This window comes from Arthrobacter sp. NPDC057259 (genome assembly GCF_042668995.1).
Taxonomy (GTDB): domain Bacteria; phylum Actinomycetota; class Actinomycetes; order Actinomycetales; family Micrococcaceae; genus Arthrobacter.
Map to the genome: position 1 here is coordinate 170,956 of NZ_JBHUYA010000003.1, position 23,778 is coordinate 194,733.

Consider the following 23,778-nt stretch of genomic DNA (forward strand, 5'->3'; position numbering starts at 1 on the left):
CCCCGTTGGATCTTGCCGCCTTAGGCGACATTAGCTTGGAGTCGGTCCGCCTACCTGAGGGACCTAAGCTAACGCAACTACTGGAGTGAACTCGCTGAACATGTAGTTCGCCCGGTCGGCGGAAGATTGACGAACAGGTCCCTTATCGGTGACGAAGGCGTGGGGGTTGAATTGCCAGCTGGCGTTCATGGTCGCCGTGGTCCGGCCGGTGGGGGCCACCCCAGCGGTAGGTGCTAAGCCATTGGTAGCGTGGGCGGGGTGAGAGCTTGGGGGAAAACCAAACATCAACCTATGCCGGTGGGTAAAAGGTCCACTGTCGGCATTCAGGCTGGCTATACCAGCGGCCGGGGGTACCGCATGCCGGTGCGGTCTACCGGCATGGACCCGGCGAGCATCATCCGCTGACCTCGGCGCTGCGGTGCGGTGACCTCGTCGGCCTCCAGAAGTTTCGCCATCTCGGCGGGGTCGGCCTCGGCAAGCGGGGCGATGTCCGCCAAAAAGGGCTCGAAATGGGGTCACCGGCGAAATCCCAGATCACGATGCGGAGCTTGAAGGCTGCTGAGAAGCACGGCCCGTGGTCGATGCCCGAAGATGCGGCCGTCGTCGCCGCGGAGGACGTGGCCGCTCTTGCGGTCGGTGTTGGTGGCGACGAAGTCGAACAGGGCGATCCGGGCAAGCTCGGTGTGGGATTCGGGGGCGTCCTCGAACAGGGTGAAGTAGTGCTTCTGGAAGTCGCACCGGACAAACCACTGCAGCGACCCGACGCCCAGGGGCGCGTCCTCGCGGATCACCGTCGGCGGGACGAAGCTCCAGCCCAGCGATTCACTGAGCAGGTAGGCGGCGCGTTCGCACATACGCAGCCACGGCTTAAAAGCCCCTACAACCGATGCGGGTCCTCGGCGTACATCTGCAGGCGGATCTCGAGTGCCTCGGTCATGTGGCGGGCGGCGATGTCGCCGGCTGTGGTCGCGTCGCCGGCTTCGATGGTGGCAACCAGGGCCTCGTAATCGGCCAGTACCGCGTCCCAGCGACCCGGGTGGGTGAGGGTGGTCAGGGTATAGCGGCGGACCTGCTGATCCAGGCCGGTCAGCAGCCGCATCAGCGACGGGCTGTGCGCCGCGGTCCAGATCAGGCCATGGAACTCCCGGTTCGCCTCGGCCAGCGCCGGCCCATCGGCCGGATCCAGCGCCCGCATGCTTTGGTACTTGGCCCGCAGCAGCCGGACGTCCAGGTCCGTCCGCTTCCGCGCCGCCTTGGCCGCCGCCGCCTCTTCGAGCACGATCCGCGACTCGTAGATATCCACGATCTCCTCGGCCGTGTGGGTCCGGACGGCCAGGATCTTGCCGCGGCGCTCGAGCAGCCCGTCCTGCTCCAGCCGTTGCAGTGCCTCGCGGACGGGCGTGCGTGAAGCGCCGTACCGCTCCGTCAGTTTGACCTCGGTGAGGGTCTCCTCCGGCGTGATCGCCGAGCTCAGGATGTCCTCCCGCAGGCGGCTGTAGACGGACTTCTCCAACACCATGCACGCTCCTAGCCGGGCCCGGACCGGACGTCCGGAGGTGATCATCCGGGTTCCCATCACCCAGCCTGCAGTATACATTTGCATTCAATCGTGGCGCCGGAGCCCAGGCGGCCGCACCCAGCCCCACCGAAGGAGCGACCATGCCCGCCGAAATCCTGCTGGTCCACGGAAGCATGCTTGGCGCGTGGTGCTGGGAGGACACCATCGCCGAACTCACCGCCCTCGGCACGGAGGCCGCCGCCTTCGACCTCCCCGGCCACGGAGAGGACGCCACCCCGCGGGGCTCCGTGACAGTCGCGGACTACGTGGCCGCCGTCGTCGAGCGCCTGGACGCCGCCCCGGAACCCGTGGTCCTCGCCGGGCACAGCATGGCCGGGTACCCAATCGCCGCCGCGGCCCTGCAGCGCCCGGACAAAGTCCGGCACTTGGTCTACTTCAGCGCCCAGGCCCGGAAACCCGGCCAGTCCTGGGCGGACACCCTGGACCCCGCCATCCGCGAGACCTACGAGCGGGAGGCCGCCGAGCGCGGGGACGGCAGCTACGTGGTCCCCGCCGAGGTGGTGGCCTCCCGCTGGCTCTCCTCGCTGGACCCGGAAGACCAAAGGATCGAGGCGATCCGCTCCCGCCTCACGCCGCAGCCCGCCGGGCCGCTCTTCGAACCATGGACCCTGCCCGCCGGCGCCCTGGACGGCATCCCCGTGACCTACATCTGGCCCGAGGAGGACCGGCAGAACACCGAGCGGCGGATGCGGATGTCCCTCTCCAACCTGCCGGCCGCCACCCGGCTGCTCACCATGGGCGGGGACCACTGCGCCATGCTCACGGACCCCGCGGGAACCGCCGCCGCCCTCCACGCCGTCGTCGACGGGTAAGGAAGCACATGGAGCCGGAGAGAACTTAGGCGACGGACCCGGCCCGCCGGCCGAACACCGCGCCGGCCGCCAGCCCGCTGCCGCCCGGGTAGTTGCCGCTGAAGAGGCCGCCGAGGGCCTCGCCGCAGGCCAGCAGGCCCGGGATGGGCGCGCCGTCGTTATCCAAAACCCGGCCGAAGGTGTCCGTCTTCAGCCCGCCGAACGTGAACGTCACGCCGCAGGTGACGGGGAAGGCGTAGAAGGGGGCCGTCTCCAGCGCCAGCGCCCAGTTACTCTTGGGCGGGACCACGGCGGCGGCGCGCCCGTCCTTGACGTTCGGGTCGAAGGACCGGCCGGTGTCGAGGCCGGCGTTGAACTCCGCCACCGTGTGCTCCAGCCCGGCCGGGTCGATGCCCGCCCGCTCGGCCAGGGTGGCCAGGTCATCGGCCTCGATCACCGAGACGCCGGGCATCTGGTACTCCTCGGCGCGGAGCATGGGCCGGGTGGTGGCGTCGAAGAGCTGGTACGCCACGGCGCCGGGTTGCTGCAGGATGTCCCGGCCGTAGCGGGCGTAGGTGTAGTTGCGGAAGTCCGCGCCCTCGTCCACGAACCGCGCGCCGTTCCGGTTCACCACGATCCCCAGCGGGTAGCCGCCGCGGGTGAGCTGGTTGGTCAGCTGGTAGTTGCTCTCGTTCTCCGCGAATCCCGCGTCCCAGGCGACGCTGTGGCAGGTGGACCAGTCGCCGCCCTGCGCCGCGCCCGCGTCCAGGGCGGCGCGGATCATCTCGCCGGTGTTCCCCGGGGTGCCGCGGACCTTCGCGTTCTGCCAGCCCTCGCCCAGGTAGCGCTGCCGCATCTCCGGATTCGCCTCGAAGCCGCCCGAGGCCAGGATCACGGACTCCGCCCGTACCTCCCCGGTGCCGCCGTCGGCGTCGTGGAACCGCACGCCGGCCACGCGCCCGTCCTCGACGATCAATTCGGTGACGGCGTGGCCGTAGCGGACGCTGACGCCGGCGCGTACGGCTGCCGACGCGTGGTCCGCCATGAGGCCCTTGCCGCCGCCGACGTTGCCGATGTGCAGGCCGCCCCAGAACAGGTACGACCCGTCCGGCTGGCTGTACGCCTGGCGCTCATACATGAGCCGGTACTTCAGTCCCTGCCGCTGCAGCCAGCGCAGCGTCCCGTGGCTCTCCTCCACCAGCACCCGGGACAGCTCCGGATCGTTCCGGCCGCCGGAGACCTTCGCCAGGTCCGCGAGGTAGTCCTCCTGCGTGTACGGCGGCACCTCGGTGACGGCGTGCCGCTCGTCGGGTTCGACGACGTCGGCCAGGTCTTCCAGCCCGCCGTGCGGGATGCGGGTGGCGCCGGCCGTGTAGTAGCTGTTGCCGCCGGCGCGGTCCTTGTCCGCCTTCTCCAGCAGCAGCACCGAGCGGCCGTTCTCCGCCGCCGCCAGCGCCGCCGTAAACCCGGCGTTGCCGCCGCCCACCACCAGAACGTCTATGTTCTCCACCATTGTCTAAGCTCCTCAGTCGATGTTGAATACGAATGTATACAACAGAATGCAATCCGACAAGAGGTGGTCCAAAGTGTTGCGGGGGAGCGGCGTTAGAAGCACGGAACGCAGCAGGGAGCCCGGCCGCGGTCTGGATTTCTCCAGTCCGGCCGGACTCCCTGCTTGATGCGCTGCGCCCGTGAGGGGCGCGCTTGGTCGGTTCTAGTTGGCGTTGCTCTAGTTCGTCTTGGCGATGTAGACGTCGCACGGCGCGTTGTGGGCCACCGTGTTGGCCACGCTGCCCAGGACGCGGCCCAGGCCCTGCATGCGCCGGTTGCCCACCACGATCACCTTCGCCTCGAGGCGCTCGGCCTCGCTGATAAGCACCTCGTGCGGCTTGCCGCGCGCCGCGGTGTAGGTGGTGCTGACGCCGGAGGCGCCGAGCAGGGCCGCCACGCGCTGGGCCACCTTGTGGGCCTGCTCCGAGTCGGAGACGGTCCAGTCCTCGCCCGCGATCTCCACCACCTCGGTCTTGTCGCTGGCGTACGCGGTGACCACGTTGAGTGTGGCGCCCATGGCTTGGGCCAGGTCCGCCGCGGTGCGCGCTGCCTTCATGGCTGTTTCTGATCCGTCGACGCCGACGATGACAATGCCTGACACTGGTCGATCTCCTTCGTTAGTTCCTCATGGCTGTGCTCCCGGTGCCCCGCGGGCACCGGGTGACGTGCGTGGGTCTTACGGCGCAGGGATCTCCTGGGCGTCGATGTACATCTCGATGCGGATGTTCTTGGCCACTTCCAGGTGGGCGCTGGCGATCTTGCCGGCGCGTTCGGCGTCCCGGTCCCGGATGGCGGCGACGAGTTCCTCGTGTTCCTTCAGCACCTGGCTCCAGCGCGCCGGCGTGGCCAGTGTGGTGCCGGGGTAGCGGATGAAGTGGACCAGGATCCGGTCCAGCAGATCCAGGAGGGCAGCGCTGTGGCTCGCGGCCCAGATGCGCTCGTGGAAGGTGCGGTTCACGGCCGCCAGCTGCGCCGCGGTGGCCTCCTCAAACTTCAGGTCCACCATGCTCTGGTGCGCGCGCTCGATCAGCATGAGGTCCATGTCCGTGTGGCGCAGCGCGGCGGTCTTCGCCGCGGCCTCCTCCAGGAAGGAGCGCACCTCGTACAGGTCCAGCATCTCCTCGGGCCGGTACTCCCGGACCTGCATGCGCGAGCCGATCCGCTCCACCAGGCCCTCGGTTTCCAGGCGGCGCAGGGCCTCGCGGATGGGGGTGCGGGAGACGTTGTACTTCTTGGCCAGGGCGGTCTCCACCAGCTGGGCCTTGGGCGGGAGCTCCTGGGCAATGATCGCGTTGCGGATCATCAGGTACGGGCTCATCAGGGCCGGATTGCTCATCGCTGGTCTCTTCCTCGTGGCAGCAACGGTGTGAACATCAGGCGGGCCTGATGCAACTCACCATACAGTCGAAGGCCATTTTAACACACGGTATACAGCTGGCCCTTTTCGTGAACAGCAAGCCCGGATGACAGCGAGACGGCCGTCACATTTCGGTAACGGGTGTGTGCCAACACACATTTTTGTTGCTCGCTTCTTTCAAACGGTATACATTCGACCGAAAGCGAGGACAGTTTCTTAAAACTGTACCGAAAGTGCTTCAAAGATCGACCGGTACCAACGACGGTACGCAGGCACCATTGAGGAGACACCATGACCAGCCCCACCGGCACGGTCCAACTGGGGGAATCGGACTCCCCGCGAACGTCAGTCATTCAGGTCCCGGCCGCTCTGGTCCGCGGCGGGACGAGCAAGTGCTGGATCTTCCGCCAGAGTGACCTGCCGGCGGACACCGCGGACATCGAACGCCTGTTGATCCGTACCTTCGGCTCCCCGGACCTCCGCCAGATCGACGGCGTCGGCGGCGCGTCCTCCACCACCAGCAAGGCGATCATCGTGGACGATCTCGGCTCGGCGGACGGCGTGGTGAACTACCGCTTCGCGCAGGTGGCCATCGATACGCCCTCCGTGGAATGGGACAGCAACTGCGGCAACTGCGCCACCGGCCTGGGCCTGTACGCGCTCCACGCCCGGCTGGTGCCGCCAGCCGACGGCGTCTCCCGGGTCACGATCGTCAACACGGTCACCGGGTTGAGCCTGGTCTGCGAGGTCCCCACCCCCGGCGGCGAGGTCCCCACCTACGGCTCGCGCCAGATCCCGGGCCAGTACTATCCGGGCGTCCCTGTGGACATCATCTTCGAGAGCAGCAGCTGGACCAGCTTCGAGACGGAAATGCCCACCGGCCACGCCGTCGACGAGGTCACCGTCCAGGGCCGCACCTTCCACGCCACGCTGATCGACGCCGGCGCCCCGGCGGCGATCTTCGATCCGCGGGACTTCGGCTTCACCGGCAGTGAAGACGCGGAAGAGCTGGAGGAACTGGTGGCCCTGGCGCCGGAGCTGCGGGCCGCCGCCGCCAAGGTCATGGGCATCCCCAGCCACCTGACCTCCATCCCGAAGGTGGGCATCGTGGGCCCGCCGCCGGCAGGGGAGACCGGCGTCTCCGCGCGGATGATCTCGATGGGCGCCCTGCACCCGGCCATCGGACTCACCAGCGCCGTCGCGATCGCCGCCGCCTCCGGACGCGCCGGCTCCATCGTCGCCAACGCCGCCGTCGGCACCTCCGGTAACTCCGGCGACGCCGAAAGCGCAAACGACGGCGGGGACACCCTGGCGATCCACCTCCTCAACGGCGCCACCAGGACAGCCCTGGACGCGCCCGTTCCCAGCAAGGTCGCCTTCCAGCGGTCGGCCCGGGTCATCAGCGAAGGAACCGTGCTCGTCCCCGGCGACTGACCGGGCGGCAGGCAAACCACCATTCACAAGGACGTGTCATGAAAATCAGCATCCAGAATCTGCAGCTCAAATACGGTGACTTCGTCGCCATCGAAAACCTCAACCTCGAGATCGGCGACGGCGAGGCCCTGGTCCTGCTGGGCCAGTCCGGCTGCGGCAAGACCAGCACCATGCGCTGCCTGGCCGGGCTGGAGGAGCCCAGCTCCGGCCGGATCATCATCGACGACGTCGTGGTGTTCGACTCGGAAAAGGGCATCAACCTGCCGCCGAACAAGCGCAACGTGGGCATGGTCTTCCAGTCCTACGCCGTCTGGCCGCACATGACCGTCTTCCAGAACGTGGCCTACTCCCTGAAGCTGCAGAAGCTCTCCAAGTCCGAAACCCGGGACCGGGTGATGGAGGTCCTGACCCTGGTGGGCCTGGAGAAGTTCGCCGACCGGGGTGCCAGCCTCCTTAGCGGCGGGCAGATGCAGCGCGTGGCCCTGGCCCGCAGCCTGGTGATGCGCCCCAGCGTCCTGATGCTCGACGAGCCGCTGTCCAACCTGGACGCCCGGCTCCGTGACCGGCTCCGCGTGGAGCTCCGTGAAATCCAGCTCCGTCTGGGCCTGACCTGCGTCTACGTCACCCATGACCAGCATGAGGCCTTCGCCCTGGCGGACCGGATCGCGCTGCTGCAGGGCGGAAAGATCGTCCAGATCGGCGGCCCCCGCGAGATGTACGAGACCCCCGCCAGCGCCTCGATCGCGCACTTCCTCGGCGTCTCCAACGTCATGGACTGCGAGTCGGTGCCCGCCCCGGACGGCTCCGCCACCGCCAAGGTGACCGACCACGGCCTCACCATCCACTCCGCCCAGCGCGCCGCCCCGGCCCCCCAGCAGATGAAGGTCTGCATGCGCGCCGAGGACCTGCAGCTGTCCGCCCAGCCCACCTCGGCCGCCAACGCCTGGAAGGGCAAGGTCCGGGTGGCCGGCTTCCAGGGCAACGACGTCCGCTACGCCGTGGAGCTCGACGGCGGCCTGGAACTGGACGCGCTGGGCACCATCAAGCGCGGCGAACAGCACGAGGTGGGCGACTCCGTCTGGGTCAGCATTGATCCCGCCCAGGTCCAGATCCTCCCGGCGGAGGTGCTGGTATGAGTCTCAAGACCCCGCTGGCGGATCCCGCCGTCGCGGCTTCCCCCGTTCCGGCGTCCTCCCGCGGCACCAAGGCCCTCGGGAACCTGCGCAAGAGCACCCCCGCCATGATCATCATCGCGATCTTGGCCGTCCTGGTGCTCCTGCCGCTGGCCCTGGTGCTGCTCGCCGCGTTCTCCGACGCCGTGCCCCGGCCGGGCAATATCTCCCTGGGCGGCCTGACCCTGGACAACCTGATGCTCCTGGCCAGCCCGGAGGCCCTGGGCGCGCTGGGCAACTCGCTCATGGTGGGTGCCGGGTCCGCCGTCGTCGCCCTGGTGATCGGCGCGTTCCTGGCCTTCGTCTGCGCCCGCACGGACGCGCCGATGCGCAAGTTCATCTTCTTCATCGGCATGGCCCCCATGTTCATCCCCGCCCTGGTGGGTGCGCTGGCCTGGTCCCTGCTGTCCTCCCCGAGCGCCGGCTACCTGAACATCCTGCTCCGCGATCTCGGCATCGACTTCGTCATCAACATCTACAGCCTGCCGGGCCTGATCTTCGTCCTCGGGATCTTCTACGCCCCGTACGCGTTCCTGCTGATGCACAGCTCGCTGTCGATGATGAACGCCGACCTCGAAGAGGCCGCCACCGTCCACGGCGCCACCCTGAAGACCATGCTCCGCACCGTCACCCTGCCGCTGGCCCTGCCGGCCGTGCTGGGCTCGGCGATCCTGGTGTTCGCCCTGACCATGGAGAACTTCCCGGTGGCGCAGGTGATTGGCAACCCCGCCGGCATCGACACCCTGCCCACCTACATCTACCGCCTGATGAGCGCGACGCCGGCCAAGAGCAACCAGGCCGCCAGCATCGCGATCGTCCTGACCGCGGCCCTGCTGGTCATCACCGTGATCCAGCAGCGCATCATCAACAAGCGCAAGTTCACCACCGTCACCGGCAAGGGCAACCGGCCCCGCCAGGTGCCGCTGCGGAAGCTGCGCTGGCCGTTCACCATCATTGCCCTGGCGTACTTCGCCGTCGCCGTCGTCCTGCCGATGCTCGCGCTGCTGGCCGCCTCCATGCAGGCCACCCCGTTCGTCGCCTCCATCTCCCAGCTCTTCGAGACCGGGGCCATGAGCTTCGCCAAGCTGGCCGACGTCCTCGCCTCGCACGACTTCCAGCTGGCGCTGCGCAACAGCGTGATGGTGGCACTGCTGGCCGCGATCGCCGGCACCACGCTCAGCTTCATCGCCTCCTACGTCCGCTACCGGACCAAGACCCGCGGCGGCCAGCTGATTGAACTGATCGCCATGACGCCGCTGGCGGTCCCCGCGATCGTCATGGGCATCGGCCTGCTCTGGACCTGGCTGCTGCTGCCGGTCCCGGTCTACGGCACCCTCCTGATCCTGGCGATCGCCTGCGTGGCCGTGTTCCTGCCGCAGGGCTACCGGGGCATCTCGGCGTCGATGCTGCAGATGGACCAGGACCTGGAAGACAGCGCCGTCATGCTCGGCGCCCGCCGCTCCAAGGCGATCGTGAACGTGACCCTGCCGCTGATGCGGGTGGGCATCACATCCTCATTCCTGCTGTTCCTGATGCTCTCGATGCGTGAACTGAGCGCCTCGATCTTCCTGTTCACCTCGAACACCCGGATCCTCTCGATCCTGGTTTTCGACAACTTCGACAACGGCCAGAGCCAGTCGGCCGCGGCCGTCAGCGTCCTGTACATCGTCGTGATCGCGGTGCTGGCGGTGATCGCCCAGAAGGTGGGCGCCGACCGCAAGCTCGAGACCAAGTAACTCTTCCCGCACCACACCATTTGAAAGGGTCTAAACAATGAAGTTAGCGTCCAAAATCCCCCTGCTCGGCCTCGGCGTCGTCCTCTCCCTGAGCATGGCTGCCTGCGGCGGCGCCGCCGCAAGCAACAGCGTGGTCACCGCCACGGCAGAGGTCAAGACCGACGACGGGCTGGTGATCAACGGCGAGAACATCGCGGACAAGGCCACGTATGACAAGGCCAAGACCCAGACCCTGAGCCTGTACTCCGGCTACACCGAATCGTCCGAGAGCGCCCTGGTGGCCGCCTTCACCAAGGACACCGGTATTAAGGTCAACGTGGTCCGCCTGACCCCGAACAAGCTGGCCGAGCGCGTCCAGTCCGAACAGGGTGCCGGCAAGCTGGGCGCCGACGTCATCCGCACCTCCGACTACCGGATCGCCAAGACCCTGGAGGACGCAAAGGTCTGGAAGGCCTACGACGTGCCGGGCGCCTCGCAGTTCAAGGACGTCTCGGTGGACGGCGGGCAGTTCACCCGCATGTTCAACTCCGTCTACACGCTGGGCTACAACACCCAGCTGGTCAAGGAAGCGGACGCGCCGAAGTCCTGGAACGACGCCGTCAGCGGCAAGTGGCAGGGCAAGCTGGGCATCGTCCAGGGTGGCTCCGGCGGTAGCACCGCCTCGCTGAACCGCTTCATGGAATCGAAGCTGGGCGCCGACTACTTCGCCAAGTACGCCGCGCAGAAGCCCACCATCTACGACTCCCTGGGCGCCGAGGCCACCGCGCTGGCCCGCGGCGAGGTGGCGGTGGGAACCGTGACCATCAGCGGCACCAACATCTCCGCCGTGCAGGACAAGGCTCCGGTGAAGTTCATCGTCCCGGACGAGGGCCTGGTGGCGTACGACTACTACCTGGGTATGGCCGGGTCCGCCACGAACGTTGAGGCGGCCAAGGTGTTCATGAACTACAACCTGTCCAAGCAGGGCCAGAAGGTTTTCGCACAGCTGGGCGAATACCCGGCCCGCACCGACGTTGAGCCGCCCACCATCATGGGTATCAAGCTGCCGGCCGCCGACTCCGGCAAGGTCTACCGTATGGCCAACACCGATGCGATCAGCTTCGGCAAGGACGACCTGGCCAAGTGGAACAAGGTCTTCGGCTACAGCAAGTAACCCGCAAGCTGCCCGGGCCTCTACGGGGGCCCGGGCTACGAACCGCAGTGGGGCGGCGAATGATGGTCACCGGGACCATCGCCTATTCGCAACGTGCGCCGCCCCGCTGCGGCTTCTTTGTGCCGTTTTGCTGTCCCCCGTTCGAAGTCGCTGCCGGGGGCGGACCAGAGAATGGCGACGGAGTGCCTATCGTCCCGCGGGGAGGCCTTCGCGGCCCCTTTGAGGAAGCGGCCAGAGGCCGGATGCATCGAGCTTGGTAAGTAGCCGTTGTGTCGCGACTTCCAAGTACCAGTTCGCGTTCGCCATGGCATCTGCCGGATCAGGCTTACCGTGCGTATCGCTAGCCAGATCTAGTAGCTGGGCCGACATGGTTACGCCGTGATGTGCCAACTGCCCCGTCGTCACCGAAATGCGTCCGGCCACCACTGCCACGGGGATTCCACATTCCGCGGCAGCTTGGGCCAGGGCGATTGGTGCTTTGCCCTCCAACGACTGAAGATCGAGGGAGCCTTCTCCCGTTATAACCAGGTCGGTCCCGGGCAGCCGCGTGTTCAATCCCGTCATGGCAGCCACCAGTTCGTATCCGCTTTCGAGGGTGGCGTTGGTGAAGGCGAGGAAAGGCGCCGGGAATCCGCCCGCAGCGCCTGCCCCGGGAACATCGGTGCTTCCCCCACCCGCCTCGGTCAGTGCAGCCGCCCACTGTCTCAGCCCGGCGTCGAGGAGTTCAACGGCCGCTCGATCTGCACCCTTTTGCGGCCCAAAAATGTGCGCGGCACCGTTAGGCCCATGCAGGGGATTGCGGACGTCAACAGCCAAGCGCAGGCGGACCCGGCTTAGCCGCGGATCCACTTTGGAAGCGTCCACCGCTGCCACCGCTCCGAGTGCCTCCCCGCCGAGCGTCACATCGTTGCCATCGGTATCCAGGGCCCGGAGGCCTAGGGCCATCATTGCTCCAAGGCCTCCGTCTGTCATGGCAGATCCGCCCAACCCGACGATGATTTCGGATGCACCTGCGTCGAGGGCCGCATGGATCAGCTGCCCGCAGCCAAAACTATGCGCCCGCAAGGCAGAGTGCGGAGACTTCCGGACGTAACGCAGTCCTGATGCCTCGGCCGTTTCGATGACGGCGCTGACGGTGCCCACGGCATCACTCCGCAATGCCCAGCGGGCCGCGACCGATTCTCCGGTAGGCCCAGATACCAGGGCAACCTTCTCCTCGTACCCCGCGCTGTACGCTGCTTCCAGGGTTCCCTCGCCGCCGTCCGCCAACGGCAACTCGGAGATTGCAGCGTTCGGAAAGACTCGCAGGACGCCCTCGGCCATGGCTGCGGCGGCTTGGCCCGCGGTGAGTGAACCTTTGAACTTGTCGGGTGCGATCAAAATGCGCATGGCCTGTCCTCTTGTCATTGCGTTCCGGCTGCCATCGGCGTCCTGGGTCTTACCCCGGGTGCTCTATGACGCCTCGCCTATGCGAAAGGCTGCACGAGTGCGGCGTAGCGGTCCTTCATGGCGGCCAGGACCGTGTCTCCGGCGGCGTCCCAGATGTCCTGGTTGAAGATCTCGACCTCGATGTCGCCGGTGTAGCCGGCGTCCCGGATCCACGTGCCGATCGTGGCGAAGTCAATGACGCCGTCGCCCATCATGCCCCGGGACAGCAGGGCGTCCGCGGCGATCGGTAGGTTGAAGTCGCACACCTGGTATGAGGCGATCCGCTGTTCCCGGCCTGCGCGTTCGATCTGCGTCTTCAAGTCAGGGTCCCACCAGACGTGGAAGGTGTCGACGGCGACGCCTACCGCCTTGGCGTCGTAGGGCGCGGCCAGGTCCAGGGCCTGCCCCAAGGTCGAGATCAGTGCCCGGTCCGCGGCGTACATCGGATGCAGGGGTTCGAGCACGAGCCGGATGCCATTCTCCACGGCGAACGGTACCAAGTCATCGAGACGGTCGGCGACGCGCTGGCGGGCGGCAACAACGTCCCTCTCTCCAGGTGCGAGACCGCCGACTACCAGGAATAGTTCCCGCGTGTCCAGGGTAACCGCTTCGAGGATGGCGGCCCGGTTATCGGCCAGGGCCGAGGCCTGCCCGGCGGCGTCCGGAGAGGTGAGGAACCCGCCCCGGCACAGCGAGGAAACGCGCAGGCCGGCATCCTTGATCAGGCGGGCGGCCTTATCCAGGCCGGCGTCGTGCACGATGTCCCGCCACGGACCGATGGCGGGGATCCCGGCGCGGACGCACCCGTCGACGGCCTCGCTGAGGGTCCATTTCTTGGTTGTGGCGCTGTTCAGTGACAGACGTGAAAAGTCCGGGACGCGGGGAAAATCGCTCATGCCCCCACCCCGTTGATCCGTAGGAAGTCTGACATCCGGAAAGCGGCCAGGGCAGGGTTGGTGATCAACCCGGCCCGGTCTGCCAGTTCGAAAGTCCTGGCCAGGTGCACCACGGACCGGCCGGAGTGCAAGCCGCCGACCATCTGGAAGCCGGGCTGCCTGCCGTTGAGCCAGGACAGGAAGGCAATGCCGGTCTTGTAGTAGAAGGTCGGGGCACTGAAGATGTGCTTGCCCAAGTCCCGCGTGGAGTCCAGGATGGCGCGCGCCCGAACGGGATCACCCGCATCGTAGCTTTGCAGGGCTGCCGACGCTGCCGGGTAGATGGCGGCGAAGATGCCCAGCAGGGCGTCCGAATGGTGCGCGCCATCGCCGTCGATCAGTTCGGGATAGTTGAAGTCGTCGCCGGTATAGAGGCACACACCTGCCGGCAGGGCGGCCCGCAGGGCGACCTCGTGGGCTGCGTCCAAGAGTGAGACCTTGACCCCATCGACTTTGTCCGCGTGGGCCTGAATCAGGGACAGAAACGTGTCCGTCGCCGCGGCGACGTCGTCTGAGCCCCAGTAGCCGGCGAGGGCCGGATCAAACATGGTGCCGAGCCAGTGCAGAATGACCGGGCGGTCGGCCTCCTGCAACAGGGTGGAGTAGACGTGTAGGTAGTCATCGGGTCCGTCGGCCACGGCGGCCAGCGCCCGCGACGCCATGAGGATGACCTTCGGCCCCGCTTCGGTGACGACGGCGATTTGCTCGCGGTAGGCGTCAAGGACGGCCTGAAGGCCGCCCGGACCCGAGGGGAGGGTTTCCAGATCCAGCTGGTCGGTCCCGGCGCCGCACGCGACGAGGTCCCGGACGGTCTTGCCGGCAATGGCGGCGGCACCGGAGGAGACCACGGAGGCAGCTTCGACTCCGGTTCGTTTGATGAGCTGCTGGGTGGCGTCCCAGTCCAGGCCCATGCCGCGCTGGGCGGTGTCCATGGCGTCCGCCACGCCAAGCCCGTAGGACCACAGCTCGTGCCGATAGGCCAGAGTGGCATCCCAGTCCAACCGGGCCGGAGCTCCCGAGGTGTTGTCGGCGGTGACTTCGGGAATGACGTGGGCCGCGGCGTAGGCCCGACGCGAGGTGAGCGGCGCAGCGGGCCGGTTCCAGCGGGGGGCGTCACCGAGGCTGTATTCGCGGGTGCCGCCGTCGTAGTTGGGAAGAATCAGGGACGTCATCAGAGCGTGATCTCCGGGATATCGATGGTGCGGCGTTCGTCGTTCGATTGGAGACCCAGTTCGGCGAGCTGGACGCCGCGGGCGGCCGAGAGTAGGCCGAAGCGGTGTTCGCGGCGGGCGACGACGTCGCGCAGGAATTCCTCCCACTGGAGCTTGAATCCATTGTCCAGCTCGGCGTTGGCGGGGACGTCCTGCCACTGGCTGCGGAAGGATTCGGTTACCGGCAGGTCCGGGTTCCACACCGGCTTGGGCGTGTGGGCGCGCTGCTGGGCGACGCACTTGTTGAGACCGGCGACGGCGGATCCGTGCGTGCCGTCGACCTGGAACTCCACAAGTTCGTCGCGGTAGACCCGGACTGCCCAGGAGGAGTTGATCTGGCCAATCACCGGATCACCGTCCGGGGTCTCAAGTTCGAACATGCCGTAGGAGGCGTCGTCCGCTGTGGCGGCGTATTCTTTGCCCGCCTCGTCCCAGCGGGTCGGGATGTGGGTGGCAGTCTTGGCGTTGACGCTCTTGACCGTTCCGATGATGTTTTCCAGGACGTAGTTCCAGTGGCAGAACATGTCCGTGGTCATGCCGCCGCCGTCCTCCTTGCGGTAGTTCCAGGATGGCCGTTGGGCCGCCTGGACGTCACCCTCGAACACCCAGTAGCCGAACTCGCCGCGAATCGAGAGGATCCGGCCGAAAAAGCCCTCCTCCACGAGCCGGCGTAGTTTGACCAGGCCCGGTAGGTACAACTTGTCGTGCACAACTCCGGCGGTGACCCCGGCCTCCTTGCCGATCCGGGCCAGCTCGATCGCCTCCGACAGAGTTTCCGCCGTTGGCTTCTCGGTAAAGACGTGCTTTCCGGCGGACATCGCCTTCTTCAGCGTCGCGGCCCTGAGACTGGTCATGGAAGCGTCAAAGACGACGTCGACACTGGGATCATTGATCACCGCGTCCAGGTCCGTGGTCCATTCGGAGACCTTGTGCAGCTCGGCCAATTCCCGGATTTTCGCCTCGCTGCGCCCTACCAGGATTGGCTCTACCTGTACCTTGGTGCCGTCCTCGAGCGTGAAGCCCCCGGCGTCGCGGATCGGAAGGATGGAGCGCAGCAGGTGCTGGCGGTAGCCCATGCGGCCGGTGATGCCGTTCATGGCGATGCGGATCGTCTTCGTTTCGAAACCCATGAGTCCTCTTCACGTTGTGTGGTCGGGGTGGCCCCGACATCGGGAAAGCGCATTCCCGCTGCACTCATGATGCAGTGTGCGGAGTGTCATGGCAAGCGCTTTCCGGCATTTTGTAAGCTGTCAGGCGGAGGGGCAGGTCTGAGCCCTCTGCCGAAGATGTCAGGACAGGAGCTTTCCGTGACCGCTAGCACTCTCGCCGAGGTGGCCCGACTTGCCGGGGTATCGCCCGCCACAGCCTCCCGGGTACTCAACGGTTCAGACCGGAAGCCGGGCCAGGAAATTGCAGACCGTGTCCGGCAGGCGGCCGCTTCGTTGGGCTACGTCCCCAACGCCCAGGCGCAAGGGCTGGCGAAGGCCAGCTCCGGCCTGATCGGCCTGATCGTGCACGACATCGCCGACCCCTACTTCGCCGCGATTGCCCGCGGCGTGCAGGCCGCCGCTCGGGAGCAGCGCAAGATGGTCCTGCTCGCGACCACCGAGGGAACGCCCGCCGATGAGCTTGCGGCCGTGGCGGCCTTCGCTGCCCGCCGCGCCGACTCCATCGTGATTGCCGGGTCGCGTTCCGTCCGGCCGGAGGACGCTGAGACCAATGCCGAGCTGGCCGCGGAGCTGGACCGCTACTGCCGAAATGGCGGCCGGGTTAGCGTCATGGGACACCCCGTCGTCGATGCGACGGAGGTTGGCTGTTTTCACGTGGTGGCAGTTCCGAACGAGGAGCTCGCCGCAGACCTGGCTCGTGCACTAGCGCTAGCGCGCGCCGGCAACTTCGTAGTACTGGGCGGCCCGGAGGGCTTGCTCACCTCGGACGACCGGATCCGGGGTTTTCAGCGCGGACTGGTCGCGGCCGGGCTGCCGCCGGCCGAAGTCGTGCGCACTGGCTTCGATCGCGCCGGTGGCTACGAAGCGGGACTCGCGCTGGCCCGGCGGATCCTGGAAGGCCGGCAGCGGAGCGGTGCGGCAACGGGTGCTGCGATCGGCGCGGCAGCGAATGACAGTCCCCGCCCGTGCATCTTCGCGGTGAACGACGTCATGGCAATTGGCGCGGTAGCGGCGCTCCGCTCGAAGGGGTTGCGGATTCCCCGTGACGTACTGATCGCGGGATTCGACGACATTGAGACGCTGCGGGACTTCCGCCCGGCGCTCACTACGGTCCATCTTCCGCTGGAGGAGTGCGGCCGGCTTGCCGCAATGGGTTCCACGGGAACCGCGTCGGACAACGAATCCGACTCCTCATCCCCGGTGGGCGGCCGGATCATGTTGCGTAGGAGCACCGCCGCGCGGGCCAAGGCCCGGAAGTAGGCGGTCGGCCAGGCGCCTGGCCCCGCAGGGCGCCCGGTCCTGTCGGCCGCTACGGCATCCCGGCAGTGAACCGGGGTTGACATGTGATGCATGACACCCTAGTTTTATCGGAATTGGAAAGCGCATTCCCAAATCCGGAATGGCCATTCCCTTACGACCTCAATCCAGCAATGATGCGGAGAAGCAGCATGACAGTCGTTGTTAACGAGACTCAGCGGAGCGCCGGGTCATCAGGCCGGCCGACGCGTCAGTCCCGACCCCCTCGCAGTGCCTCGGCGGTCGCGGTCAAGTGGCTGGGCGAGCTCTGGCGGCCGGCCTTGTTCGTCGTCGTACTCCTTGCCGCATGGTGGTTCGTAACCGCCCGGGAACTTGTGCCGCCCTTCATCCTCCCAAGCCCCCAAGAGACAGTAAAAACGGCCCAAGAGCATGCGGCCTATCTCCTTCAGCACACCGGCGTGACCACCCTTGAAACGGTACTCGGCTTTGCTATCGCCTTCATCGTCGGTGAACTGGTGGCGGTCCTGATGATCTACTCCAGCTCCCTGGAAAAGACCATGTATCCCCTGATCCTCTTCGCACAGGTGATCCCCAAAATCGCCATCGCCCCGCTGTTCGTCGTATGGCTCGGCTTCGGGCTGGAACCCAAGGTGGTTGTCGCCGTCCTGATGGCCTTCTTCCCCATCGTCATCTCCGGCGTCGCAGGGCTGAAATCCGTTGATCCGGAGATCTTGGAGCTGACCTCCACCATGGGCGCCAACCCGTTCAAGACTTTCTGGAAGATCCGGCTCCCGGCATCCCTGCCGCAGCTGCTGTCTGGCCTCAAAGTCGCCGCCACCCTGGCTGTCACCGGCGCCGTCGTCGGCGAGTTTGTGGGCGCCAACGAAGGACTCGGCTACGTGATTCTGCAGGCAAACGGCAACGTCGACACCGCAATGCTTTTTGCCGCCCTCATCATCATGTCGCTGCTCGGGGTGCTCCTGTTCGCCCTGATCCAGATCGCGGAATGGTTCCTCATCCCCTGGCACGCCTCGCGGCGCAGGCTCGGCTCCGCCACCGTTACCTCCTAATCAGCCCAGCTATTGCTTGCCTCCAGCATTAAGGACCCGACATGAAAATTGTTCGCAGATCGATTCTGACCGCCGGCATCGCCGCCGCGGCACTAGCACTGTCCGCCTGTGGAGGTGGTGCCGGCGCGGCAAACAACGCGCCGGGCGGCGCCGGCGGAGACGCCAAGCCCGTCACCCTCATGCTCAACTGGTACCCATATGGCGAACATGCCCCGTTCTACTACGGCGTGGAACAGGGCATCTTCAAAAAGCACGGCATCGACCTCACCATCAAGGCCGGGCAGGGATCCACTAAAACGGTGCAGGCCACGGGACAGGGCCAAGTGGACTTCGGCTGGGCGGATACGCCCGCCGTGTTGGCCAACATCGACAAGGGCGTGAAGGTCAAGAGTCTGGGCGTCTACCTGCAGACCACCCCGTCGGCGGTCCAGGTGTTCAGCGACTCCGGGATTAAGACCGCGGCGGACCTCAAGGGCAAGACCATCGCCGTTTCCGCCGGCGACGCTCCCACCGTCACGTTCCCGGCCTTCCTGAAGGCCGCAGGCCTAGCCCCCGAAGACGTGAAGCAGCAGAACCTGGATGCGGCGGGCAAGATAGCCGCCGTCATGTCGCACAAGGTTGACGGGCTCATCGGGTTCGCCCACGACCAGGGCCCGACCATCGCCAATAAGAGCGGCAAGGAGATGACCTACCTGCGGTACGCCGACGCTGGCGTTAACTTCTACTCCAACGGTCTGATCTCCTCCGAGTCGTACCTGTCAAAGAACAAGGATTTGGCCACGCAAATGATGGCTGCCGTGTCGGAGTCCTTCGAGGCCGCGGTCAAGAACCCGGAAGCCGCAGCCAAAGCGATGGACGGAAAGGACCCACAAATTCCGCCGGCCTCGGTTGTCTTGGCCCAATGGACGGAAACCATCAAACTGCTCCACACCACCGCCACGGTGGACAAGAAACCGGGCGTGAACGATCCCGCCGACTGGGACGCAACGATCAAGACGCTCAACGGTGCCGGACTGCTCGGTTCCGCCGGCGACGTCGCCAAGTACTACGACTCCCAGTACCAGCCGAAGTAGGAGAGGACGCTATGACCGCGACAATGCCGGAACTCCGCAGCACGGGCACTCAGCCGGTGGTCGGGATCGAGAACATGAATGTCACGTTTTCCTCCAAGCGCGGAACCGTGACCGCCCTTGAGGGGATCAACTTGTCCGTGGCGCCGGGGGAGTTTCTCTCGATCGCCGGCCCCTCCGGATGCGGAAAGTCGACGCTGCTGAAGGTCGTTGCCGGCCTGACCAGGGCCAGCAACGGCTCGGTTCAGCTCCGCGGCCAGCAGGTCAAAGGCCCCCGGAGGGACATCGGCTACGTGTTCCAGCGGGCCGCCCTGCTGGAATGGCGGAATGTGCGGGGGAACATCCTGCTCCAGGCCGAGATGCGGGGGATGGACAGGGCGAAGGCAGCCCGACGCGCGGATGAATTGATCGAGATGACCGGCCTGGCCGGATTTGAACATTCGATGCCGCATGAACTGTCCGGCGGCATGCAGCAGCGGGTTTCGCTGTGCCGCGCACTGCTCCATGAACCGGACGTGCTGCTCATGGACGAACCATTCGGCGCCCTCGATGCCCTTACTCGCGAGCGGATGAATATCGAGCTACACCGGATCTGGCGCGAAACCGGGACCACGGTGATTCTTGTGACCCATTCGGTCGCCGAGGCTGTCTTCCTCGCCAACCGGGTGGTGGTCATGAGCCCCCGCCCGGGCCGCATCCTGGAGACGCTTGAGGTGCCGCTGGGAAACGACCGGGACTACGGCGAAACTATGGAAAGCCCGGAATTCGTGCAGATTGCTGCGCGCGTCCGGGACCTCCTCGGAGCCACCCACACCGGGGACTAGGCCCGGCCGTACTTCTCCGAGTCAGCACATCTAAAAATAGCACTGAGGTGGCCGGCGGTCGATTAAGCTCAGGACATCCGCGGCGCAGCCGAGGAGTCGCCCGTCCGTGAAGGAGCATTGATGCCCCGCGAGCACTACAAAGCCGTCCTGTTTGATGTCCAGGGCACCCTCACGGACTTCCGGACCACCCTGCTGGACCATGGCCGGTCCGTCCTGGACGGCAGGTCCGCGGCGCTCGACTGGCCGTCGGTGGTGGACGAGTGGCGGGCGGTCTACCGGACCGTGGTGGCGGAGCTCTCCGAGGCGGGGGAGTGGCGGTCGGTCCGGTCCATCTATGCCGACGGGCTGGCGGACATCCTTCGACGGCGTGGGCTCGAGGATGTGGTGACGGCCGACGAGATCGCTCTCCTCACGGACGGGTGGGAGCAGTTGGGTCCCTGGCCGGACGCGGCCGCAGGACTGCGGCGGTTACGGCGGTCGCATCTCGTTGCCGCCCTGTCCAATGCCGACCTCTCCGCCGTCATCTCAACCTCACGAACCTGCGGCTTCGACTGGGACGCGGTCCTTTCGGCGCAGCAGTTCAGCGCCTTCAAGCCGCACCGGTCAACCTACCTGGGTGCGGCGGGCCTGCTGGGAGCGAAGCCGGCAGAGATCCTCATGGTGGCCTCGCACCGGTATGACCTGGATGCCGCTGCGGTGTTGGGTCTGGGAACGGCCTTCGTCTCCCGGCCCGATGAATACGGGCCAGACGGGCACGCGGACCACGCGTCCGACGGCGACTACGACGTCGTCGTGGATTCGATCGAGGAACTCGCCGGGAAGCTCAACGCGTGAGGCTAATTAGCGCCCCCTAGTACTCCCCTTGATCACGAAGTACGAGCCGCGGATGGTGCTCCGCGGCGGTCTGATCATTGACCGGGCGGCTGGCGGCCGCCCGGTCAACGATCAGATGCCTCTCATGAACTGGCGGTCAGCTATGCTGCGGCGGATTTGTTGCACCGGCCATTGCGGCGCAGCCAAAAATAAAGCACGATCGAGGCGCCAACGGACAGCAAGGGAACAGCCCACAGCGCGGAAGTCTTACCACGCAGCAGGACGGCACAGGCAACGACGGTAGCCGCCCCGATACCTACGCCCGGTGACGCCGTCGAAAGGCTGCCTACGACATCTTTCCTGAACTGTCCGTGCACGGACGTCAAGATAACAATGGCCGTCAGGAGCGCCAGCGACGCCCCGAGGAGAATGAACCCCTCGGCAAGGCCGATGATAGCGACTCCTGCTGCGAAAAAATGCTGAGAAGAACCCAGTAAGAGTCTCTTGCTGGACCTTTTCGATTTCTTTGGTTCATTGATTCGATCCTAACAACCGCGGTTGAAGTCGAGGGCTGTTCCGCCTGCCTGCTGGGAGTGGACCCGGCAGAGATCCTCATGGTGGCCTCCCACCGCTATGACCTGGACGCCGCCGCGGCACTGGGCCTGGGGACGGCCTTCGTCTCCCGGCCAGACGAATACGGGCCAGACGGGCACGCGGACCAGGCGTCCGACGGCGACTATGACGTCGTCGTGGATTCGATCGAGGACCTCGCCGGGACGCTCGGGGCCCGAGGCTAATTAGCGCCCGTTAGTACTCCCCCTTGATCACGAAGTACGAGCCGCGGATGGTGCCGGCCAGCTTGGACTTCTGCCGGGCGAACTTGAACTTGTCCGCCAGTTCCTCCGGAACCTCCATGCCGTCCGAGAGCTTGAACCCGACGGCCCGCTTGCCGCCGTCCTCGATGCTGTACATGACGTTGATGGACAGGCCCGACTCGTAGAACACGTAGTCCATCCGCAGCCCGTCCACCTCGAAGCTGGTGGCCTCCAGCGGCCGGGACCCGATGACCAGGTCCCGCTCCTCCTTGAGGATCCGGGCGACCCGGTCCACGGTGTCCTGAGCCTCCCCGGCGGGGCTGACCGTGAAGGCGTGGCCGTACTTGGTGTTGTAGTAGCGGGCCTCGTTGGCGCGCAGCCCGGCCAGTGCCTCCGCCACCGGGGAGGACTCGAGCCCTGCGGTGGACACGTCCTTGAAGTCGACGACGTACGGCATGGGGTTCCTCCCGGGTTTGTCCTGTAGTGGGACTAGGGTAGCGCCGCTTGGTGCCCGCGCGGCACCCGGCCCGGCTCACCTGCCGAAGTGCCGCTGAAGCAACTGAAGGCGTTCGCAGCTGCGCCGAAGCGCGGCCAGCTCCCGCCGGGCGTACTCGTCGAAGATTTCCTCGGCCCACACTTCCTCGGAGCCTTCCTCGATGAGGTACTCGTGCACCAGGGTGACGACGGAGGCGCCCGGCCCGGGCGTTGGGTCGTCGGCGGCCAGATCCACATGCCAGCTGCCGGACACCTGGTAAGGGGTCGTGTCCGGCCCGGAATGCTGGAACCGGATGCTGCGTTCCTCGGCGTCGATCAGGCGTCGGAAGTGTGTGGACATGAGGGCGCCGTCGACCGCGAAGGAGATCCGGACTTCGTTGTCCCGCTCGTCGCCGCCGATCTGCTCGGCGTAGACGGTGACGCCGTCGAGATCCGGCCAATGGGACGCGGCGCTGAGCAGGCTGAAGACCAACTCGGCGGGGGCGTCGACCACCAATTGGTGGGTGGTCGTCCGCGTGGCGTGAGACAAGGCCTGCCCTCCTCCTGCTGTCGGTGTTATTGCAGGCTATGCGACTGAGGGGACACCGCGGCCGTGCTCCCGTCGCGGTGCGTCACCGTAGGCAACGGGAGGTAACACTGGGACCCGGGAGGCTACCGCCGGTGACGCGGCGTGTCCGCGTGTATCGCCGGGTTTCCCTTGGTTTCACGGGGTTTTGACCGGCCCGGCACCCGGCCGGATAGTTGCTGGCACCAGCACAGAATCCGAATCTTCCGAGGGGTATCCATGTCCAAACGTTCGTTCAATCCCGGTCCGGCAGCGGCCGTCGCCGCCATCGCTCTGTTGGGCCTGACCGCCTGCTCCGACCCCGGCGCGGCGGCGGCGTCCAACGTCGGGGCGACGTCGTCGGCCGCGGGAACCAAACAGTTCAATCTCTCGCCACAGCAGGACCGGGTGGCCGTGACCGTGGACAAGGACGCGGCAGCCCTGGTGCCGGAGGCCGTCAAGAAGGACGGAAAGCTGACCGTGGCTGTCAGCCCGTTTGCCGCGCCGCTGGCCGTCTACGCCACGGATAACAAGACGCCGGTGGGCAACGAGGTGGACCTGGCCGTCGCCCTGGCCCAGACACTGGGTCTCGAGCCGGAGATTGTGCCGACGGCTTGGGCCGACTGGCCTCTGGGTGTGGAATCCGGCAAGTATGAGGCCGTACTCTCCAACGTCACGGTGACGGAGGAGCGCAAGCTCAAGTTTGATTTCGCGAGCTACCGGGAAGACAAGCTGGGCTTCTACGCCAAGGCGGACAGCGCCATCACCACGGTGGAGTCCGCTCCCGACGTCGCCGGCAAGCGCGTGATTGTCGGCTCCGGAACCAACCAGGAGTCCATCCTGCTGCGGTGGGATGCGGAGAACAAGAAGAACGGCCTGAAGCCGGTGGAGTTCCAGTACTTCGACGACGACTCGGCCTCCCAGCTGGCACTCCAGTCCGGCAGGGCCGACCTGACCTTCGGCCCGAACGCGACGTCCTCGTTCAAGGCGGCCACGGACGGCAAGACCAAGCTGGTGGGACTGGTCGACGGCGGGTGGCCGCTGAAGGCGAGTATCGCCGCCACCACGAAGAGGGGGAACGGGCTCGCGGCGGCAGCGCAGGCCGGGCTTAACCACCTGATCCAGGACGGCAGCTACGCCAAGATCCTGGAACGGTGGGGCTTGTCCTCCGAAGCGGTGGCCAAGTCAGAGCTGAATCCCGCCGGGCTGCCTAAGAGCTAGCGTCCAGGCACACAAAAGATCCCCGCCAGGCGATTCGCCTGGCGGGGATCTTTTGTGTGCCGTATGGGCGGGAAGGCCTCGTGGGTTTAGAGCAACTGCGCCCAGACCGTGAGCTGGAGCCGGATCAGCCCCGAGCTGTCTGCTTCCCCGCCG

At 66.5% G+C, this 23,778-nt stretch carries 24 protein-coding genes; 12 read left to right on the top strand and 12 right to left on the bottom strand.

Going from position 1 to position 23,778, the window contains the following annotated elements:
• Positions 1 to 332 precede the first annotated feature (332 nt).
• Genes ACFUCU_RS06690 through ACFUCU_RS06700 form a run of 3 tightly spaced genes read right to left on the bottom strand, consistent with a single transcriptional unit; the run spans position 333 to position 1,519 of the window.
• A complete protein-coding gene (locus ACFUCU_RS06690; RefSeq protein ID WP_377971556.1) occupies positions 333 to 497 on the bottom strand; it encodes a hypothetical protein in 165 nt (54 codons plus the stop codon).
• An 18-nt stretch (positions 498 to 515) separates the two neighbouring features.
• Positions 516 to 854 carry a hypothetical protein gene (locus tag ACFUCU_RS06695; RefSeq protein WP_377971558.1) on the bottom strand — a complete coding sequence of 113 codons (339 nt, stop codon included), beginning with the start codon at positions 852 to 854 and terminating at the stop codon, positions 516 to 518.
• Positions 855 to 877: 23 nt separating this feature from the next.
• Complete coding sequence (locus tag ACFUCU_RS06700) at positions 878 to 1,519, bottom strand: GntR family transcriptional regulator (RefSeq protein ID WP_377971560.1); 642 nt, start codon at positions 1,517 to 1,519, stop codon at positions 878 to 880.
• A 140-nt stretch (positions 1,520 to 1,659) separates the two neighbouring features.
• Between ACFUCU_RS06700 and ACFUCU_RS06705 the strand changes: the two genes are divergently transcribed.
• On the top strand, positions 1,660 to 2,391 hold the full coding sequence (locus tag ACFUCU_RS06705; RefSeq protein WP_377971562.1) for an alpha/beta fold hydrolase: 732 nt from the start codon (positions 1,660 to 1,662) through the stop codon (positions 2,389 to 2,391).
• Positions 2,392 to 2,416: 25 nt separating this feature from the next.
• Here ACFUCU_RS06705 and tcuA read toward each other — a convergent pair whose 3' ends face one another.
• From tcuA to ACFUCU_RS06720, 3 genes are all read right to left on the bottom strand, one after another.
• Positions 2,417 to 3,883, bottom strand: a complete 1,467-nt coding sequence (tcuA, locus tag ACFUCU_RS06710) for an FAD-dependent tricarballylate dehydrogenase TcuA (RefSeq protein ID WP_377971564.1) — start codon at positions 3,881 to 3,883, stop codon at positions 2,417 to 2,419.
• Between the two features lie 216 nt (positions 3,884 to 4,099).
• Positions 4,100 to 4,522 carry a universal stress protein gene (locus ACFUCU_RS06715; RefSeq protein ID WP_290256301.1) on the bottom strand — a complete coding sequence of 141 codons (423 nt, stop codon included), beginning with the start codon at positions 4,520 to 4,522 and terminating at the stop codon, positions 4,100 to 4,102.
• A gap of 75 nt (positions 4,523 to 4,597) precedes the next feature.
• Positions 4,598 to 5,257, bottom strand: coding sequence for a GntR family transcriptional regulator (locus ACFUCU_RS06720; protein WP_290256300.1), 660 nt, complete (start codon positions 5,255 to 5,257; stop codon positions 4,598 to 4,600).
• Positions 5,258 to 5,569: 312 nt separating this feature from the next.
• Between ACFUCU_RS06720 and ACFUCU_RS06725 the strand changes: the two genes are divergently transcribed.
• From ACFUCU_RS06725 to ACFUCU_RS06740, 4 genes are read left to right on the top strand one after another with little or no spacing between them, the layout of a single operon-like run.
• Positions 5,570 to 6,712 carry a PrpF domain-containing protein gene (locus ACFUCU_RS06725; RefSeq protein ID WP_377971566.1) on the top strand — a complete coding sequence of 381 codons (1,143 nt, stop codon included), beginning with the start codon at positions 5,570 to 5,572 and terminating at the stop codon, positions 6,710 to 6,712.
• 38 nt (positions 6,713 to 6,750) lie between these two features.
• On the top strand, positions 6,751 to 7,848 hold the full coding sequence (locus ACFUCU_RS06730; RefSeq protein ID WP_377971568.1) for an ABC transporter ATP-binding protein: 1,098 nt from the start codon (positions 6,751 to 6,753) through the stop codon (positions 7,846 to 7,848).
• A complete protein-coding gene (locus ACFUCU_RS06735) occupies positions 7,845 to 9,620 on the top strand; it encodes an ABC transporter permease (protein WP_377971570.1) in 1,776 nt (591 codons plus the stop codon). Before ACFUCU_RS06730 ends, ACFUCU_RS06735 begins: the two co-directional genes overlap by 4 nt.
• Positions 9,621 to 9,657: 37 nt before the next feature.
• A complete protein-coding gene (locus ACFUCU_RS06740) occupies positions 9,658 to 10,773 on the top strand; it encodes an ABC transporter substrate-binding protein (RefSeq protein WP_290256296.1) in 1,116 nt (371 codons plus the stop codon).
• Between the two features lie 186 nt (positions 10,774 to 10,959).
• Here the strand turns inward: ACFUCU_RS06740 and ACFUCU_RS06745 are convergent, their stop codons facing one another.
• From ACFUCU_RS06745 to ACFUCU_RS06760, 4 genes are all read right to left on the bottom strand, one after another.
• Positions 10,960 to 12,162, bottom strand: a complete 1,203-nt coding sequence (locus ACFUCU_RS06745) for a glycerate kinase (protein WP_377971572.1) — start codon at positions 12,160 to 12,162, stop codon at positions 10,960 to 10,962.
• A gap of 77 nt (positions 12,163 to 12,239) precedes the next feature.
• Positions 12,240 to 13,097, bottom strand: a complete 858-nt coding sequence (locus ACFUCU_RS06750; protein WP_377971574.1) for a sugar phosphate isomerase/epimerase family protein — start codon at positions 13,095 to 13,097, stop codon at positions 12,240 to 12,242.
• The gene (locus tag ACFUCU_RS06755; RefSeq protein WP_377971575.1) at positions 13,094 to 14,308 is read right to left on the bottom strand and encodes a dihydrodipicolinate synthase family protein; all 1,215 of its coding nucleotides are present in this window, start codon (positions 14,306 to 14,308) and stop codon (positions 13,094 to 13,096) included. The genes ACFUCU_RS06750 and ACFUCU_RS06755 overlap by 4 nt, the downstream gene beginning before the upstream one ends.
• Positions 14,308 to 15,477 (bottom strand): Gfo/Idh/MocA family protein, encoded by a 1,170-nt coding sequence (locus ACFUCU_RS06760; protein WP_377971577.1) that lies wholly within the window; start codon positions 15,475 to 15,477, stop codon positions 14,308 to 14,310. The genes ACFUCU_RS06755 and ACFUCU_RS06760 overlap by 1 nt, the downstream gene beginning before the upstream one ends.
• Positions 15,478 to 15,654: 177 nt before the next feature.
• On the opposite strand from ACFUCU_RS06760, the gene ACFUCU_RS06765 reads away from it, so the two are divergent.
• From ACFUCU_RS06765 to ACFUCU_RS06790, 6 genes are all read left to right on the top strand, one after another.
• The gene (locus ACFUCU_RS06765) at positions 15,655 to 16,776 is read left to right on the top strand and encodes a LacI family DNA-binding transcriptional regulator (RefSeq protein WP_377971579.1); all 1,122 of its coding nucleotides are present in this window, start codon (positions 15,655 to 15,657) and stop codon (positions 16,774 to 16,776) included.
• A 455-nt stretch (positions 16,777 to 17,231) separates the two neighbouring features.
• Entirely contained in the window at positions 17,232 to 17,843 is a 612-nt protein-coding gene (locus ACFUCU_RS06770; protein ID WP_377971581.1) for an ABC transporter permease, read from the top strand.
• Between the two features lie 41 nt (positions 17,844 to 17,884).
• Entirely contained in the window at positions 17,885 to 18,916 is a 1,032-nt protein-coding gene (locus tag ACFUCU_RS06775; protein WP_377971583.1) for an ABC transporter substrate-binding protein, read from the top strand.
• Between the two features lie 11 nt (positions 18,917 to 18,927).
• Positions 18,928 to 19,737, top strand: a complete 810-nt coding sequence (locus ACFUCU_RS06780; RefSeq protein ID WP_377971585.1) for an ABC transporter ATP-binding protein — start codon at positions 18,928 to 18,930, stop codon at positions 19,735 to 19,737.
• Between the two features lie 120 nt (positions 19,738 to 19,857).
• On the top strand, positions 19,858 to 20,571 hold the full coding sequence (locus ACFUCU_RS06785; RefSeq protein ID WP_377971586.1) for a haloacid dehalogenase type II: 714 nt from the start codon (positions 19,858 to 19,860) through the stop codon (positions 20,569 to 20,571).
• Between the two features lie 572 nt (positions 20,572 to 21,143).
• A complete protein-coding gene (locus ACFUCU_RS06790; protein ID WP_377971587.1) occupies positions 21,144 to 21,347 on the top strand; it encodes a hypothetical protein in 204 nt (67 codons plus the stop codon).
• A 10-nt stretch (positions 21,348 to 21,357) separates the two neighbouring features.
• Here the strand turns inward: ACFUCU_RS06790 and ACFUCU_RS06795 are convergent, their stop codons facing one another.
• Entirely contained in the window at positions 21,358 to 21,822 is a 465-nt protein-coding gene (locus tag ACFUCU_RS06795; RefSeq protein WP_364134185.1) for a phage tail protein, read from the bottom strand.
• A 75-nt stretch (positions 21,823 to 21,897) separates the two neighbouring features.
• Positions 21,898 to 22,389: a hypothetical protein gene (locus ACFUCU_RS06800; RefSeq protein WP_377971589.1), complete on the bottom strand. Its 492-nt coding sequence runs from the start codon at positions 22,387 to 22,389 to the stop codon at positions 21,898 to 21,900.
• Between the two features lie 255 nt (positions 22,390 to 22,644).
• Between ACFUCU_RS06800 and ACFUCU_RS06805 the strand changes: the two genes are divergently transcribed.
• Positions 22,645 to 23,625, top strand: a complete 981-nt coding sequence (locus tag ACFUCU_RS06805; protein WP_377971591.1) for a transporter substrate-binding domain-containing protein — start codon at positions 22,645 to 22,647, stop codon at positions 23,623 to 23,625.
• Positions 23,626 to 23,778: the final 153 nt, after the last annotated feature.

Bases quoted from the DNA above. Each gene is read 5' to 3' on its own strand.
- ACFUCU_RS06795 (WP_364134185.1), bottom strand. From the start codon at position 21,822: ATGCCGTACGTCGTCGACTTCAAGGACGTGTCCACCGCAGGGCTCGAG.
- ACFUCU_RS06745 (WP_377971572.1), bottom strand. From the start codon at position 12,162: ATGCGCATTTTGATCGCACCCGACAAGTTCAAAGGTTCACTCACCGCG.
- ACFUCU_RS06730 (WP_377971568.1), top strand. From the start codon at position 6,751: ATGAAAATCAGCATCCAGAATCTGCAGCTCAAATACGGTGACTTCGTC.
- ACFUCU_RS06805 (WP_377971591.1), top strand. From the start codon at position 22,645: ATGTCCAAACGTTCGTTCAATCCCGGTCCGGCAGCGGCCGTCGCCGCC.
- ACFUCU_RS06720 (WP_290256300.1), bottom strand. From the start codon at position 5,257: ATGAGCAATCCGGCCCTGATGAGCCCGTACCTGATGATCCGCAACGCG.
- ACFUCU_RS06700 (WP_377971560.1), bottom strand. From the start codon at position 1,519: ATGGTGTTGGAGAAGTCCGTCTACAGCCGCCTGCGGGAGGACATCCTG.
- ACFUCU_RS06780 (WP_377971585.1), top strand. From the start codon at position 18,928: ATGACCGCGACAATGCCGGAACTCCGCAGCACGGGCACTCAGCCGGTG.
- ACFUCU_RS06785 (WP_377971586.1), top strand. From the start codon at position 19,858: ATGCCCCGCGAGCACTACAAAGCCGTCCTGTTTGATGTCCAGGGCACC.
- ACFUCU_RS06725 (WP_377971566.1), top strand. From the start codon at position 5,570: ATGACCAGCCCCACCGGCACGGTCCAACTGGGGGAATCGGACTCCCCG.
- ACFUCU_RS06750 (WP_377971574.1), bottom strand. From the start codon at position 13,097: ATGAGCGATTTTCCCCGCGTCCCGGACTTTTCACGTCTGTCACTGAAC.
- ACFUCU_RS06735 (WP_377971570.1), top strand. From the start codon at position 7,845: ATGAGTCTCAAGACCCCGCTGGCGGATCCCGCCGTCGCGGCTTCCCCC.
- ACFUCU_RS06695 (WP_377971558.1), bottom strand. From the start codon at position 854: ATGTGCGAACGCGCCGCCTACCTGCTCAGTGAATCGCTGGGCTGGAGC.
- ACFUCU_RS06755 (WP_377971575.1), bottom strand. From the start codon at position 14,308: ATGACGTCCCTGATTCTTCCCAACTACGACGGCGGCACCCGCGAATAC.
- ACFUCU_RS06775 (WP_377971583.1), top strand. From the start codon at position 17,885: ATGAAAATTGTTCGCAGATCGATTCTGACCGCCGGCATCGCCGCCGCG.
- ACFUCU_RS06740 (WP_290256296.1), top strand. From the start codon at position 9,658: ATGAAGTTAGCGTCCAAAATCCCCCTGCTCGGCCTCGGCGTCGTCCTC.
- ACFUCU_RS06705 (WP_377971562.1), top strand. From the start codon at position 1,660: ATGCCCGCCGAAATCCTGCTGGTCCACGGAAGCATGCTTGGCGCGTGG.
- tcuA (WP_377971564.1), bottom strand. From the start codon at position 3,883: ATGGTGGAGAACATAGACGTTCTGGTGGTGGGCGGCGGCAACGCCGGG.
- ACFUCU_RS06760 (WP_377971577.1), bottom strand. From the start codon at position 15,477: ATGGGTTTCGAAACGAAGACGATCCGCATCGCCATGAACGGCATCACC.